The organism is Stenotrophomonas sp. YJH_SMC_119 (genome assembly GCF_059368315.1).
Window position 1 is genome coordinate 1 of the sequence record NZ_JCAFRP010000014.1, and the last position, 14,317, is coordinate 14,317.

Below are 14,317 nucleotides of genomic sequence, written 5' to 3' on the forward strand. Positions count from 1 at the left end.
CACCACATGGGTAGCGCCCGACCGTTGGTCGGGCGATGGCAGGGGCCGTGCGGACCAACGGTCCGCACCCACCGTAACCTGCGGTAGTGCCGGCCGCTGACCGGCAACCCCATCACCACATGGGTAGCGCCCGACCGTTGGTCGGGCGATGGCAGGGGCCGTGCGGACCAACGGTCCGCACATACCGTAACCTGCGGTAGTGTCGGCCGCTGGCCGGCAACCCCACCACCACATGGGTAGCGCCCGACCGTTGGTCGGGCGATGGCAGGGGCCGTGCGGACCAACGGTCCGCACCCGCCGTAACCTGCGGTAGTGCCGGCCGCTGGCCGGCAACCCCACCACGACCTCAGCGCAGGTAATCGCTCCGCGCCATCGCTTCACCCAGGTAATCCAGGAACGAGCTGATCCGCGCCGACACCGCCGTGTTGCGGTAATACACCGCGTGGATCGGCTGGTACACATCCAGCGTCTGCGTCGCCAGCACCGGCACCAACGTGCCGGCGGCGCGGTCGCGGTCGGTCACGAAGTCGGACAGGCAGGTGATGCCCACGCCTTCCACCGCCAGTCGGCGTAGTGTTTCGCCGCTGGACACCGCGATATCCGGTCGCACCCGCAGCAGGCCATCGGCATCGCCCGGCAGCGGCCAGTGATTCAACGATTCCGGTTCGTTGAAGCTGAGCAGGGTGTGCTGGCCCAGCGCGGCGACGCTGGCCGGTTCGCCGTGTGCCGCCAGGTAGGCCGGACTGGCCACCAGCCGCAGCTGGCAGCGACCCAACGGCCGCGCATGCAGGGTGGAGTCGGCCAGCGGCCCGATCCGGATCGCCAGGTCGGTGCGCCGTTCCAGCAGGTCGATGTAGCGCTCGGAGCTGTTCAACTCCAGCTGCACCTCCGGGTAGCGCGCGCGGTACCCGGCCACCAGCGGCGCGATCACGTGCAGCACGAATGGCATCGCCGCATCCACGCGCAGGCGTCCGGCCGGGCGCTCGCGGCGGGCGGCCATCTGTTCCTCGGCGGACTCCACCGCATCGATGATCGCCCGTGCATGGCGCAGGTAGGCCTCGCCCTCGGCGGTCAGGTGCAGGCGGCGGGTGGTACGGGTCAACAGGGTGGTGCCGAGCTTGTCTTCCAGCCGCCCCAGCGCCCGGCTCACGCCCGACGGCGTCTGCCCCAGCTGTTCGGCGGCAGCACTGATCGACCCGCTGTCGATCACCGCGAGGAAGGCCTGCATTTCATCGAGCGTGGTCTTCATGCCTCCATTATTGACTGGACGGCAATAGTGATTGGCGTGAAGACCGGTTTTTCGGCAAAGGTGCGCCGCGCACACTGCGCGCCTTCCTTCCCTCCGGAGCCGGCCATGATCCGTGGCATTCCCCTCGCCCTGCTGGCGCTGACCCTCGGTGCCTTCGCCATCGGTACCACCGAGTTCGTCATCGTCGGCCTGATTCCCACCATTGCCGCCGACCTGCAGGTCAGCCTGCCCTCGGCCGGCCTGCTGGTCTCGCTGTATGCCCTCGGCGTGGCCATCGGTGCGCCGGTGCTGACCGCGCTCACCGGCCGCGTGCCGCGCAAGTCGCTGCTGGTGGCGCTGATGGTGCTGTTCACCCTCGGCAACGTCATCGCCTTCCTGGCGCCGGGCTACACCTCGCTGATCGTCGCCCGCATCCTCACCGGCCTCGCCCACGGTGTGTTCTTCTCGATCGGTTCGATCATCGCCACCGCGGTGGTGCCGAAGGAGAAGGCCGCCAGCGCGATCGCCATCATGTTCACCGGCCTCACCGTGGCGCTGGTGACCGGTGTGCCGCTGGGCACCTTCATCGGCCAGCACCTGGGCTGGCGCGCCACCTTCCTGGCGGTGGCCGCGCTGGGCGTGATCGCCCTGCTCGGCGCGCTGCTGTTCGTGCCGCGCAGCGTGCCGCAGAGTGCGCCGGCCAGCTTCCGCCAGCAGCTGGCCGTACTCGCCCAACCCCGCCTGCTGCTGGTCTATGCGATGACCGCGCTGGGCTACGGCGGCACCTTCCTGGCCTTCACCTATCTGGCGCCGATCCTGCAGGACGTCACTGGTTTCTCGGCAAACGCAGTCAGCCTGGTGCTGCTGGTGTACGGCGTGTCGGTGGCGATCGGCAACCTGTGGGGCGGGCGCATGGCCGACCGCATGGGCCCGGTGCCCGCACTGAAGCGCATCTTCGCCCTGTTGGCCGTCGTGCTGTTCGTGCTCACCTTCACCGCCTACAACACCTGGCTGATGCTGCTGACGGTACTGGCACTGGGTGCGGTGGCGTTCGGCAACGTGCCCGGCCTGCAGGTGTATGTGGTCAAGCAGGCTCAGCGCTATGCGCCGCAGGCCACCGACGTGGCATCGGGGCTGAACATCGCCGCCTTCAACATCGGTATCGCGCTGGGCGCCTCGCTCGGCGGCCTGGTGGTGGAGAACATCGGCCTGATGCACACGCCGTGGCTGGGCGCGCTGGTGGTGGTGGGTGCGTATGCATTGACCGTGCTCAGCGGCCGCCTGGACCGCCGCGACGGCATCGATGACCGCGCCGATGGCATCGCCGTGGCCACGCATTGAGATAGGTCATGCCCTGCCGGTACGGTGGTGCAATGCACCGTTGCCGGCACGCATGCGGCCACTGGCCTACCCTTTGCTGGATATTCGCATCCCTCCCCTCTGCTGGAGCTCCCCATGACTGTCCCCGCCTTCGGTCTCGGCACCTTCCGCCTGAAAGACCAGACCGTGATCGACTCGGTGCGCAATGCGCTGGATGTCGGCTACCGCGCCATCGATACCGCGCAGATCTACGGCAATGAAGCCGAGGTCGGCCAGGCCATCGCCGATTCCGGCGTGCCGCGCGAAGAGATCTACCTGACCACCAAGGTCTGGATCACCGCGTTCAAGCGCGAAGCGCTGCTGGCCAGCCTGCGTACCAGTCTGGAAAAGCTGCGCACCGATCATGTGGACCTGACGCTGATCCACTGGCCGTCGCCGAACGACAAGGTCGACGTGCCGATGGAGGAGTACCTGCCGGCGCTGGCCGAGGCCAAGGCACAGGGCCTGACGAAGGCGATCGGCATCTCCAACTTCACCATCGCCCAGACCCGCAAGGCCATCGAGATCCTTGGCGCCGATGCCATCGCCACCAACCAGATCGAGATCCATCCCTACCTGCAGAACCGCCTGCTGGTGAAGTTCCTGCAGGACAACGGCATCCACGTCACCGCCTACATGAGCCTGGCCTATGGCGAGGTGATCAAGGACCCGGTGATCCAGGCCATTGCCGGCCGCCACCAGGCCACTCCGGCGCAGATCGCGCTGGCCTGGGCGCTGCAGCAGGGCTTCTCGGTGATCCCGTCGTCGACCAAGCGCGAGAACCTGTCGAGCAACCTGGAAGCGGCAGCGATCCGCCTGACCGACGAAGACATGGCGCAGATCGCCAAGCTGGACCGTGGCCATCGCCTGGCGAATCCGGAAGGGATTGCACCCGCCTGGGATTGATCCCGACCGCGGTTGCGGATCGGAATCGGTAGGTGCCGCCCTTGGTCGGCACCTACCGGACGGTCAGCGCTCGGCAACACCGCGCAACATATCCAGGACGCTCTCGATGTCCAGTGGCTTGCACAGAAACCCAGCCGCGCCCAGCGCCTGCGCCCTGTCAATCACCTCTACCCGGGTGTCTGCGCTCATCACCAGAACGGGAGGCGCCGCAGGGTCCCTGACCAGCGCCTCCAGTACGTCCCACCCACTGCAACCTGGCATGTGCAGATCCAGCAGAACTACGTCGGGCGCCAGCGCCTTGATGACGGCCTGAGCATCGTGACCATCTTTCCGGAAGCTGAGGCGATGGCCTGCACACTGCAGCAGGTGCTGCACCACCTCGCGGTTGGTCTCCACGTCTTCGAACAGCAGGCAGTGCAGCGGACGAACCACCGCCGCGTGCAACTGGAAAAGCTCACCCAGGGAAGGAAGCGGCTCAGCCTCATCGGCCACGGCAGCAGCGAAGCACCACACGAATGAGGCGCCGCCGACATCGCTGCGGCCGACGCTGATCGTTCCGCCCATGGCATCGGAAATCAGCCGAACGATGTACAGCCCGAGCCCGACGCCCTGTTCGCAACGTGCTTCGCCCTGACTGACCTGCACGAAAGGCGAGAAAATCATGTCTCTCTGCGCTTCGTCGATGCCCGTCCCGGAGTCGCAGACCGAGATCCGCACCTGCCAGTCATCCACCGCTCGAACGGCGCCAACCGAGACCCTCGCCTCGCCCGCCATGGGACTGAACTTGATGGCATTGCAGAGAAGATTGGTCACCACCTGTTCGATGCGACCGCCATCTGCCAACAGCCATACGTCTGCTCTCCCCACATCCACCTGCAGTACCACGCCTTTGTCTGCAGCCGCAGGCATGCAGCTCGCCTGCGCCGCCTCGATGATGGAACGCAGCGAACAAGGATGTGGCCGCAGTTTCAGCTTGCCACCATCAATGCTGGCAACATCAAGTACATCATCAATGCGACGTCGGAGCGCCTGGGCCTGCCCTGCAACGGTGGCCAGTGCGTGTCGCTGGGCAGCACTTGCCGTATTGACCTCCAGAAGCTGGATGCCGCTGATGATGGCATTGAGCGGCGTGCGAAGCTCATGACTCATGGTGCCGACGAATCGCCCCTGCGCCTCACGCGACGCAATGGCACGCAACGCGATTTCGCGCATCGCTGCCACCAGTGACGCCACGACCAGCGGCAACAGGATGGTCAGCGCCAGCGCATAGGCCAGATAGGCGGGCCGCGAGAACCAGTAGCCTTCGGGGGCTGCCCAAAGCAGCGCCACGGCCGTTACCGCGATTGCCGGCGCCATGGCCTTGCGTCCGTAAGCCACCGTCGCGGCGATGACGAGGAACGGCAGGATTGCATTGAGTGCCATCAACAGGATGAAGGCCGCGTGCACCTGGATGGCCACCATCGCCAGACTGAGCAGAAGGCCCGCCGCGTCGTACCACGTGTCGTGACGCGCCCTGCGAAGGTTTACAAAGAGTGCCCACGCTACAGATACCGCCAGAAGTACAACGGCGGCCGGCAGCACCCGCGCTGCCTCATCGGCCAGAACAGGCTGAGGGCCATCGATCCAAAGCCAGCACCACAGCACCGCAAGCGCCTGCAGCAGCACCCGGAACCCACTGGCGCGCGGCTCCTGGAAGCATGACAGCAGTAGAGCCAGACGATGCATTTCCAGCACGCGCGCAGCATGCAGCAGCGCTGCCGGGGACGACATTGGAGAGGGCGTGTACGGATCATGCATGTCAGCGCCCCCCGGTCAGTGATTGACCTGTCGTGCGTCCCAGAAGGCGCTTTGCCGAGATTGCCAGCGCGCAGCCGCGCAGCCGCACGCTGCCGATGGCTTCGCCGGAGCGGAGAGCATCAGCCAGATTTTCGCAGGCATCGGCAATCCTGCAGCTGCCCAAGGCCGAGGTCACACTTTTCAAGGCATGCATGCGCGAAAGCTCCTGTTCCAGGCAACCCGGGGATTCATTCTCCGCAGCGCTCATCCAGCGCGAAATCGCCTCGTCCAGGTCAACGACAAACGATGAGAACTGGTCTGGCGCGGTCGCTGCAATCAGGTTGAGCATCGATCGCTCCCCGAGCTCAGGTCCGTCTGCAGAATGTCGCCGCGGCTCTACGCCTTGCGTTGAGTTCAAGCGTCGCATTGCTTTCCTCTGCTTGTCGCATTCAACACCTGAAGAGATGCGTTTCCGCGTTCCGCGACACCCAAACAGAGGCCTGAAGCGACAACGTGCGGAGCGTACGGACTACTGCATCCGTTGATGGATCTGCAGGAACAGCTGCGGAAACATGCTACCCAGTAGATGCCCGCCTGCAACCGCGAGCAGGATGGCGCCCACGATGGCAACACATCTGACCGGGAGTGACATTCGCTTCAGATCCATGGCATCCAGCATGGAAGCAACGATCGCGTAACGCCATCGGATTCCTTTCAAATTTTCCTGAGGTTCGACATGCTCGCCCTGACACTCTTTCTGCTGCTCTCGTGTGCGGTTCTGGTTCGAAAGCGACACGTGCGTAGCGGCGCCCTGCTCGCCGTAGCGCCACTGGCCATCCTGGCCAGCGCGAGCGCGCCCATCACGCAGCTGCTGCTGGACCTGGCACAGGACGCGCCGCCAAGCACTGCAACAGCGCACCATCCACGCACGGCGATTGTCGTGCTGGGCGCTGGCATCGATCAGGACGCTCACGGCTCCAGGCCCGGCCTGGCTGGCTATAGCCGGTTGATGGCCGCAACGCAGCGCTACCTCGCCTGCGAACGCACCGGCGAATCCTGCGTGGTGCTGGTCAGCGGTGGCGCTACTGCGCCAGACAATGCCGCAGAAGCCAACGTCTACGCGCGTGAACTGATTGCGCTGGGCGTGCCTGCGGAACACATCATCCGCGAGCACGCCAGCGTGAACACCTGGCAGAACGCCAGCAACAGCAGCCGAATGATCCAGCGCGACAGTGTCCGGGTAGTGCTGGTGACCTCTGGCCTGCACCTAAGGCGAAGTCTGATCTACTTCCGGCACTTCGGTGTCGTGGCCGAGGGCTTGCCCAGTGATCGCCTCCGCGCCTCGCCGGGGTGGCTTCCCTCTGCGTACAACCTGCTGCTGATCGAAGTGATGCTGCACGAGTACATCGGCGTCCTGCGCTACCACGTTTACAACGGCATGGGTTGGAACGAGGAATCCATCAAGCTGGACAGTGTCACGCCTGCAGCAACCACCCACGCATCGCCGCACTGACCTCGTCCGGCTTCTCCATCGGGGCAAGGTGCCCGCAATCGGGCACCACCACCAGCTGCGAGTGCGGCACCAGGGCATGCATTTCCTCGCTTACTGCCAGCGGCGTGATGCGATCGTTGGCCCCGCAGATGATCAACAGCGGATCGCGGTAGCCAGCCAGCACGTCATGGCCGTCAGGGCGTTCCAGCGCGCTCTGGCGCAGGAACACTTCCGCGCCCAGGCGGGCGGTCATGTCGCGCACGCGCTGCACCAGCACGTAGTCATCCAGCCGCGAGGCGTCGATGTAGCTGCGCATCAGCGCATCGCCGAAGCCGTGGAACTTCCCCGGCAGGCGCACACTGGCGCGTTGGCTGCGGCGTTGTTCGGCACGTTCCGGTGAATCGGCGTGGATCGAGGTATCGACCAGCGCCAGCTGCAACACGCGTTCCGGCGCGATGCGCAGAATCTGCTGGGCGACGAAACCGCCCAGCGAGAAACCGGCCAGCGCGAAGCGTTCCGGCGCCTGCGCCAGCACGTCCTCGGCCACCGCCTGCAGGGTCTCGCCGCGAGTCTGGTCGCCTACCGTGCAATCGGCGATGTCGGCCAGATCGGCCAACTGCGCGCGCCACAGCTCAGCGTCGTTGAGCAGGCCAGGCAGCAGCAGCAGGGGGATACGGTCGGTCATGGGGGTATTGTCGCGCCGGTGCGGTGGCGGCGCCATGCCAGCGACCGCGCCAAGCGCGGCGACATGCCCCGGATGAAACAGGCGCGCCGGACCCGCGCCCGCTTCTGGATACCCTGTGGGACGCCAGTCAAACCGATGCCGCGGCGCATTCCTCGGCGTCGGAAGCAGGCGCCGTCGACGCCCCACGCTGGGGCCGCACCTCCTGGACGATCCGCCCCTGCTCCATCACGAGCACGCGGTCGGCGCTGTTTATGGTCTCCGGCCTATGGGCCACGATCACCTTGGTCAGCTCCATACGCTGCACGGCTTCGTTGACCAAGCGCTCGCGCATGACATCAAGATGGCTGGTGGCCTCATCTAGAAACAGAATCCGTGGCCGGCGGTAGAGGGCGCGGGCCAGAATCACTCGCTGCTTCTGACCGCCTGAGAGCGAGTTGCCCATGTCGCCGATAAGACCGTGGTAACCCATCGCCATCCCCGCGATGTCATCATGCACCGCGGCCATTCGAGCAGCTTCCTCAATGCGCTGTTCATCGAAGCCACTGTCGAAGCCGCTGATGTTGTCGGCAATGCTTCCTGCAAACAACTGGTCATCCGGGATCGCATCAAGCTCGCTGACCCACGCGACCCGAACGCGGGTAATGTGGCTCGATCCGAGCCAGCAGTGCCTTCCATGGCACTACCTAGTCCACCTCGTAAAGGAGAATCTCGCGCCGGGTCTGCTTGCGCTTGCCCAGACCCTGCGTATCGCCAAATGTCAGCTGCATGGATGGCTTCTCAACGTGTGCCTCTATTGTCTCTCAGGCCGCCGGCCAGCGGACAGCACTACCGAAGTAGTTGTTCAGAGCATCCGTAGATGCAGGTCATGAGGACGGCAAATCTCGCTCAGCCATCAGCGACCAATGGACTAAGAATAAGCCAATCTATAGATAAATAACGTTAGTCATCCCCCTCGACCTGTATATCGATCTTATCCCGAAAAATAACTGAAATTAAGGACAGGAGCAGAGCTGGAAGCCCCAAAAGAAGCACGAACGACAAAGGCGCGCCGAACGACCATAGAGCGGCCGAAAACACGGCAGCCGAAGCCCCAAGCAGCAGGAACCAGCACTTAATTTTCCCTATTAGCAGGTAACTTGCCGTCGAACACATCAGCGAGAATGCGGCAACAGAAACTCCGACCTCCTGAGGAACCTGCAAAGGCTCAGCACCCCGAAGCGCCGCCACCAGCATCAGCGCTGAGGCAAACGCCATTGCTACCAGGGAAATAAAATAGAACTTGCCATGCCGCCCATCAAATCCATCAGTAATCTTCATATCGACCCTCAAAGGATCGCAGGGCGAAAGCCCCGCGATCCAGCCAATGATTTACCAGCGCTAAGGATGTTCTGAACAGCTCCCTGCGACCTGTGCAGCAGTGCCCGCCACAGATTGCCGCTTCGGGGGACACTATTGATTCGCGTAGTGGAATACATCATACGGCTGACATTTGGGGATGCGCAGGGCCTGGGCAAGCGCAAGCAGACCCGGCGCGAGATTCTCCTTTACGAGGTGGACTAGGTAGTGCCATGGAAGGCACTACCGGCCCGGATCGAGCCACATTACCCGCGTTCGGGTCGCGTGGGTCGGTCACCGTATGCGATGGAGACGATGCTGCGCATCCACCTGCTGCAGCAGTGATATGCGTTTGAGCAATTCGGGCATGTAGCAAGCGTTGCACGAGATTGATTCGATGCGGCTGTTCGAACGGCTCACCAGTCGTTCTCAGGTCAAGATGCCCTGCATAACTCGCGTGGACTCCATGCCAAGCGTCGAGAAGAGTCATGACGATTGCTCTGGTCCATCAACTGCCGCATTGAAACCAATACGGACTTGGCGTCCTTGCAGGAATCAGCCGCAGCCGCAGCTGCAGCTCAAGCGGCATCCTTGCAAAGTAATCATTTCGACGCGTGCTCTTCCCGAATCCGCTCGCGCCTGACGTCGACACGCCTGGCTATCACAATGACAACCGCTCCTATGAACAAGAACGGCAAGGTCCGACCGTCTGCAGTTGCCGCCACCATAGCTAGGCAGCACACGCAGATGGCGAAGGTCTTTTCGTTGATACCTTGGATCCTCACAAATTTCCTCATGCCTGCAACATCGGGAAACATCTTCTTTCAATAAGGTCACGAAGGGTCGCCGCCACGCCGTGGCGCAATGGTAGCGTTGCTTCTTCGCTGAGTTGAAGAGCGAAATGCGTCAGTAGCCGCTTCTTTCCTTCTGGTGATTCAGTCACTCCTACGCAAGAGACACAGCAGGCACCCGGTACGCCGACATGCGTGGACCACTCGGACGTCACTGGCGTAGGGTATAAGCCATCGTTGTAGTCTATATTCAATCGTCGGAACGACTGACAGCAGCGCAATCATCAGCATGAGCTTGCTTTACGACGCCACCGATGTGATGACTGGACTGACCGAGGTGCTGTGCTATGGCACGGCGGTGGTGGTGGAACCGTTGCGCTGACAAGGCCGCCGGGCATGGCCCGGCGCTACCCGGAATCACGCCGCTGGCGGGATCTCGGGCACCTCTACCTGCTGCACCGGCAGGGTCACCATCATCACCGTCGGGTCATCCGGGTCCAGCTTCGTCTTGAAGCCCAGGCTCTGGCACATCGCCAGCATGGTGCTGTTCTCGCGCAGCACTTGGCCTTCGACCACGTCCAGGCCCAGCCACTTGGCGTACTCGATCATGATTGCCATCAGCCGCCAGCCGATGCCGTGTCCCTTCAGGTCCGAGCGGATCAGGATACCGTACTCACCGCGGTGGTAATCGGCATCGGCGTGCAGGCGCACCGCGCCAAGCATTTCGCCACTGCGCGGTTCGATCGCCACCAGTGCGATCGAGCGTGCGTAGTCGAGCTGGGTCAGGCGCGCGATGAACTCGTGGCTGAAGTGCTTCACCGACTGGAAGAAACGCAGGCGCAGGTCCTCGTCGCTGACGCGGGCGAAGAACGCACGGAACAGCGCGTCGTCCTCCGGCCGCACCGGACGCACGAAGGCGCGGCCGCCATCGGACAGTTCGATGGTGCGCTCCCACTCCTTCGGGTACGGGAACACCGAAAAACGCGGATGACCACGGCCCTTGTGCAGGATGCGCGACGGCGCCACCGCCACACGTGCGTCGAGGGCGAGGATGCCTTTGCCGTCGACCAGCAACGGATTGATGTCCAGCGTGCGCACTTCGGGGATGTCGGCAGCCAGTTGTGCCAGCTTGACCAGCGCCAACGCCAGTGCGCGCTCGTCGGCGGCAGGCACATCGCCATAGGCCTTGAGGATGCGCGAGGCGCGGGTCTGGCCGATCAGCTCATGGGCCAGGCGCAGATCCAGCGGCGGCAGCGCCAACGCCTTGTCATTGATCACTTCGACCGCAGTACCGCCACGACCGACCACGATCACCGGGCCGAACGTCGCGTCATCGGCAATGCCGACGATCAACTCGCGCGCCTTCGGGCGGACGATGGTCGGCTGCACCAGCAGACCGTCAATGCGCGCATCCGGCCGCAGCTGGCGCGCACGTGACAGGATCGCATTGGCCGCGCTCTGCACCGCCGGCAGCGTCGTCAGGTTCAGGCGTACGCCATCGACTTCCGACTTGTGCGGAATATCGGGTGACAGGATTTTCAGTGCCACGCTGGCGCCACGTTCCAGCAGCGGTTGCGCCAGGTCCATCGCCTCGTGCGCATCGCGAGCATGCATCACCGGCGCGGAGGGAATGCCGTAGGCCTTGAGCAGTTCGTGGGTGGCCAACGGGTCCAGCCATTGCTGGCCGTTGGCCAGCGCCGCATCGACCAGCGCGCGTGCGGCCGCCGCGTCGACACTGAAATCCTGCGGCAGGCTGGGTGGCGTTTCCATCAGCGCGTTCTGCGCCTCGCGGTAGCGCACCAGGTGCTGGAAGCCACGCACCGCTTCGGCCTCGGTCGGATAGGTCGGCACCCGTGCCGCGTTGAGCGTGGCGGTGGCCTGGTCATCGTTGCCCAGCCACACCGCGAACACCGGCTTGTCGCGGTGATGGCGCGGGCGCAGTCCGAGCGTGCGGGTAAGCGCCTGTGCGGCGTCTGCGGATGAAGTGAATGCGGTCGGCACGTTGACCACCATCACCGCATCATTCTCGTTGTCGGCCAGCAGCGCCTCGATGGCGGCGGCATAGCGGTCACCATCGGCGTCGACCACGATGTCGACCGGGTTGCTGCGCGACCAGCCCTGCGGCAGCACGGCGTCGAGTTTCTCGACCGTGCTGTCGGACAGGTTGGCCAGCGTGCCACGCAGTGCAATGAGCTGGTCCACGGCCAGGCGGCCGACACCGCCACCATTGCTGAGAATGGCCAGGCGACGACCGGGGAAGGTCCCCAACCGGCCCAGCGATTCGGCGGCCGTGAACAGTTCGTCCAGCGCGCCCACGCGCAGCAGGCCGGCGCGGTTGAAGGCTGCACCGTACACATCGTCGGCGCGGGCCAGGGCCTGCACATGGGTATCGCGGCTGCCCGGCTGCACGCGCTCGGCGCGGCCGGACTTCACCACCACCACCGGCTTGGCGCGGGCGGCGGCACGCGCGGCCGACATGAACTTGCGCGCATCCTTGATCTGCTCGACGTAGAGCAGGATGGCGCGGGTGCGGTAGTCGGTGGCGAAGTAGTCGAGCAGGTCACCGAAGTCGACGTCCATCGTGTCGCCCAGCGAGACCACCGCGGAAAACCCGACCGAGCGGGCCACGCCCCACTCCACCAGCGCGGCGGCAATGGCCGAGGATTCGGAGATCAACGCAAGATCACCGGCCTGCGGGAAGTGCGCGGCGATGCTGGCATTGAGCCGTGCGTGCGGTGCAATCACACCCAGGCAGTGTGGGCCGAGGATGCGCAGGCCATGCTTGCGCGCCACCGCCTCCACCTGCGCCGACAGCGAGCCCGGGCCTTCACCCAGGTGCGCGGTGAGGATGATTGCCGCCTGCACGCCGCGTTCGGCAGCGGTGCGCACCACCTGCGGCACGATCGACGCCGGCGCGGTGATCACCACCAGATCCGGCACCCAGTCCAGGTCCTTCAGCCGCTTCACGGTGCGGATGCCATCGATTTCGGCATGCCGCGGGTTGATCCACGCCACCCTGCCGGGGAAGCCGGTGCCGCGCAGGTTGCGCATCACCGCACGTCCGGCCGAGCGCTGACGCGGGCTGCCGCCGATCACCGCGACCGACTGCGGACGGAACACGGACTGCAGGTGGTAGGTACTCATGCGCCTACGGTAACCAAATTCCATGGCGATGGGGTCAGATCCCTTCCCCAGGAAAGGGCTCTGACCCTTGCGTGAACCTTGCGTGCCGACCAAGGTCGGCAACTACCGGGGCACGGTGCTTCAGGGGTCAGAGCCCTTCGCTGCGCGAAGGGATCCGACCCCGTAACCGACCCCGTAACCGACCCCGGTTTACAACAGTGTGCCGTGCAGGATCATCGCGGCGATGCTGAAATAGATCACCAGTCCGGTCACGTCCACCAGCGTGGCCACGAACGGGGCCGAGGCACTGGCCGGGTCGAAGCCGAGCCGCTTCAGGATGAACGGCAGCATCGATCCGGACAGCGAGCCGAACGTGACGATGCCGACCAGCGCGGCGCCGATGGTGATCGCCAGCAGGATCCAGTGCTCGCCGTAGTCATGCAGGCCACCCAGCTGCCAGATGACGATGCGCACGATGGCCAGGCAGCCGAGGATCGCGCCCAGCACCATGCCGGTGGGCACTTCGCGCAGGGCCACCTTCCACCAGTCGCGCAGGCGCAGTTCGCGCAGCGCCAGGCTGCGGATCAGCAGCGAGGTGGCCTGCGAACCGGAGTTGCCGCCCGAACTCATGATGAGCGGAATGAACAGGGTCAGCACCACCGCGCGCGCCAGTTCGTCTTCATAGTGCTGCATCGCGCTGGCGGTCAGCATCTCGCCCAGGAACAGCACGCTCAGCCAGCCGGCGCGCTTGCGCAGCATCTCGAAGAAGCCGATCTGCATGTACGGCTTGTCCAGTGCTTCCATGCCGCCGAACTTGTGCGCGTCCTCGGTGGATTCCTCGATCAGCGCATCCAGTACGTCATCGACGGTGACGATGCCGAGCATCTGCTGCTGCGCATCGACCACCGGGATCGCCAGCAGGTCGTGGCGACGGATCAGCCGTGCCACTTCTTCCTGGTCCATCAGTGCGTCCACCGTCACCGGTGGATTGACCTGGGCCACGTCCAGGATCGACTCCTCCGGCAGGCCGGTGATCAGCCGGCGCATGGTCACCACCTGCTGCAGCTGCTGGCTGGCCGGCTCCAGCACGTAGATCGCGTACACCGTTTCACGGGTGCGCTCGACCTGGCGGATGTGCTGCAGGGTCTGCGCCACGGTCCAGCTGGCGGGTACCGCCACGTACTCGGTGGTCATCAGCGCACCGGCGGTGTTCGGCGGGTAGCTGAGCAGCTTCTGGATGGCCTGGCGGGCGTCGGTGCCCAGCAGCGGGATCAACCGCGCGCGTTCTTCCTCATCCAGCTCATGGACGATGTCGGTGGCGCGGTCGTCGGCCATCAAGCCGAGCAGGGCGGCAGCGCGCGCCGGCGGCAGCGCAGCCACCAGTTCGCCACTGCGGTGCAGTTCCGGTGCTTCCAGCATTTTCACTGCACGCGGCAACGGCAGCGCAGCCAACGTTTCCGCGGCGCGGGTCAGTTCCAGCGTGTTGAGGAATTCCACCGCATCGGCGGTGTTGAAGTTCGCCAGCGGCGCGGCCAGTGCGGCGGCATCGGCCACCGGGCGCAGCAATTGCTTCTGGTTCATCGGGTTTGCCTTGTGGGGGTGCGACCTCGCGCAACGCCAAC

At 64.8% G+C, this 14,317-nt stretch carries 10 protein-coding genes and 4 pseudogenes; 5 read left to right on the top strand and 9 right to left on the bottom strand.

Annotation, left to right across the window (positions count from 1 at the left end):
- Window positions 1-346 precede the first annotated feature (346 nt).
- Complete coding sequence (locus AC5P6S_RS17535; protein ID WP_005411584.1) at window positions 347-1,249, bottom strand: LysR family transcriptional regulator; 903 nt, start codon at window positions 1,247-1,249, stop codon at window positions 347-349.
- A 105-nt stretch (window positions 1,250-1,354) separates the two neighbouring features.
- Here AC5P6S_RS17535 and AC5P6S_RS17540 point away from each other — a divergent pair, with 105 nt between their 5' ends.
- Both AC5P6S_RS17540 and dkgB read left to right on the top strand, forming a co-directional pair.
- A complete protein-coding gene (locus tag AC5P6S_RS17540) occupies window positions 1,355-2,569 on the top strand; it encodes an MFS transporter (protein WP_005411585.1) in 1,215 nt (404 codons plus the stop codon).
- A 114-nt stretch (window positions 2,570-2,683) separates the two neighbouring features.
- On the top strand, window positions 2,684-3,493 hold the full coding sequence (gene dkgB / locus AC5P6S_RS17545) for a 2,5-didehydrogluconate reductase DkgB (protein ID WP_012481584.1): 810 nt from the start codon (window positions 2,684-2,686) through the stop codon (window positions 3,491-3,493).
- 63 nt (window positions 3,494-3,556) lie between these two features.
- Here the strand turns inward: dkgB and AC5P6S_RS17550 are convergent, their stop codons facing one another.
- Both AC5P6S_RS17550 and AC5P6S_RS17555 read right to left on the bottom strand, forming a co-directional pair.
- On the bottom strand, window positions 3,557-5,218 hold the full coding sequence (locus tag AC5P6S_RS17550; RefSeq protein WP_223846481.1) for a hybrid sensor histidine kinase/response regulator: 1,662 nt from the start codon (window positions 5,216-5,218) through the stop codon (window positions 3,557-3,559).
- 73 nt (window positions 5,219-5,291) lie between these two features.
- Window positions 5,292-5,618, bottom strand: coding sequence for a hypothetical protein (locus tag AC5P6S_RS17555; protein WP_099527226.1), 327 nt, complete (start codon window positions 5,616-5,618; stop codon window positions 5,292-5,294).
- A 387-nt stretch (window positions 5,619-6,005) separates the two neighbouring features.
- On the opposite strand from AC5P6S_RS17555, the gene AC5P6S_RS17560 reads away from it, so the two are divergent.
- Window positions 6,006-6,782 (top strand): YdcF family protein, encoded by a 777-nt coding sequence (locus tag AC5P6S_RS17560; RefSeq protein WP_012481587.1) that lies wholly within the window; start codon window positions 6,006-6,008, stop codon window positions 6,780-6,782.
- On the opposite strand, the gene AC5P6S_RS17565 is transcribed toward AC5P6S_RS17560, so the two are convergent.
- The 4 genes and pseudogenes from AC5P6S_RS17565 to AC5P6S_RS17580 form a co-directional block, all read right to left on the bottom strand.
- Window positions 6,745-7,446, bottom strand: coding sequence for an alpha/beta fold hydrolase (locus AC5P6S_RS17565; protein WP_012481588.1), 702 nt, complete (start codon window positions 7,444-7,446; stop codon window positions 6,745-6,747). The genes AC5P6S_RS17560 and AC5P6S_RS17565 overlap by 38 nt on opposite strands.
- Window positions 7,447-7,573: 127 nt before the next feature.
- Window positions 7,574-8,041, bottom strand: a pseudogene (locus tag AC5P6S_RS17570) (ATP-binding cassette domain-containing protein); the annotation flags it as partial.
- A 16-nt stretch (window positions 8,042-8,057) separates the two neighbouring features.
- Window positions 8,058-8,213, bottom strand: a pseudogene (locus AC5P6S_RS17575) (IS5/IS1182 family transposase); the annotation flags it as partial.
- A gap of 172 nt (window positions 8,214-8,385) precedes the next feature.
- Window positions 8,386-8,763, bottom strand: coding sequence for a hypothetical protein (locus AC5P6S_RS17580; protein ID WP_012481589.1), 378 nt, complete (start codon window positions 8,761-8,763; stop codon window positions 8,386-8,388).
- 159 nt (window positions 8,764-8,922) lie between these two features.
- Between AC5P6S_RS17580 and AC5P6S_RS17585 the strand changes: the two are divergent.
- Window positions 8,923-9,123: pseudogene (locus tag AC5P6S_RS17585) on the top strand (transposase); the annotation flags it as partial.
- Window positions 9,124-9,843: 720 nt separating this feature from the next.
- A pseudogene (locus tag AC5P6S_RS17590) lies at window positions 9,844-9,954 on the top strand (YbjQ family protein); the annotation flags it as partial.
- Between the two features lie 35 nt (window positions 9,955-9,989).
- On the opposite strand, the gene AC5P6S_RS17595 reads toward AC5P6S_RS17590, so the two are convergent.
- Window positions 9,990-12,716 (bottom strand): bifunctional acetate--CoA ligase family protein/GNAT family N-acetyltransferase, encoded by a 2,727-nt coding sequence (locus AC5P6S_RS17595; RefSeq protein ID WP_099561898.1) that lies wholly within the window; start codon window positions 12,714-12,716, stop codon window positions 9,990-9,992.
- A 189-nt stretch (window positions 12,717-12,905) separates the two neighbouring features.
- Window positions 12,906-14,276 carry a magnesium transporter gene (mgtE, locus tag AC5P6S_RS17600; protein ID WP_065183617.1) on the bottom strand — a complete coding sequence of 457 codons (1,371 nt, stop codon included), beginning with the start codon at window positions 14,274-14,276 and terminating at the stop codon, window positions 12,906-12,908.
- Window positions 14,277-14,317 lie beyond the last annotated feature (41 nt).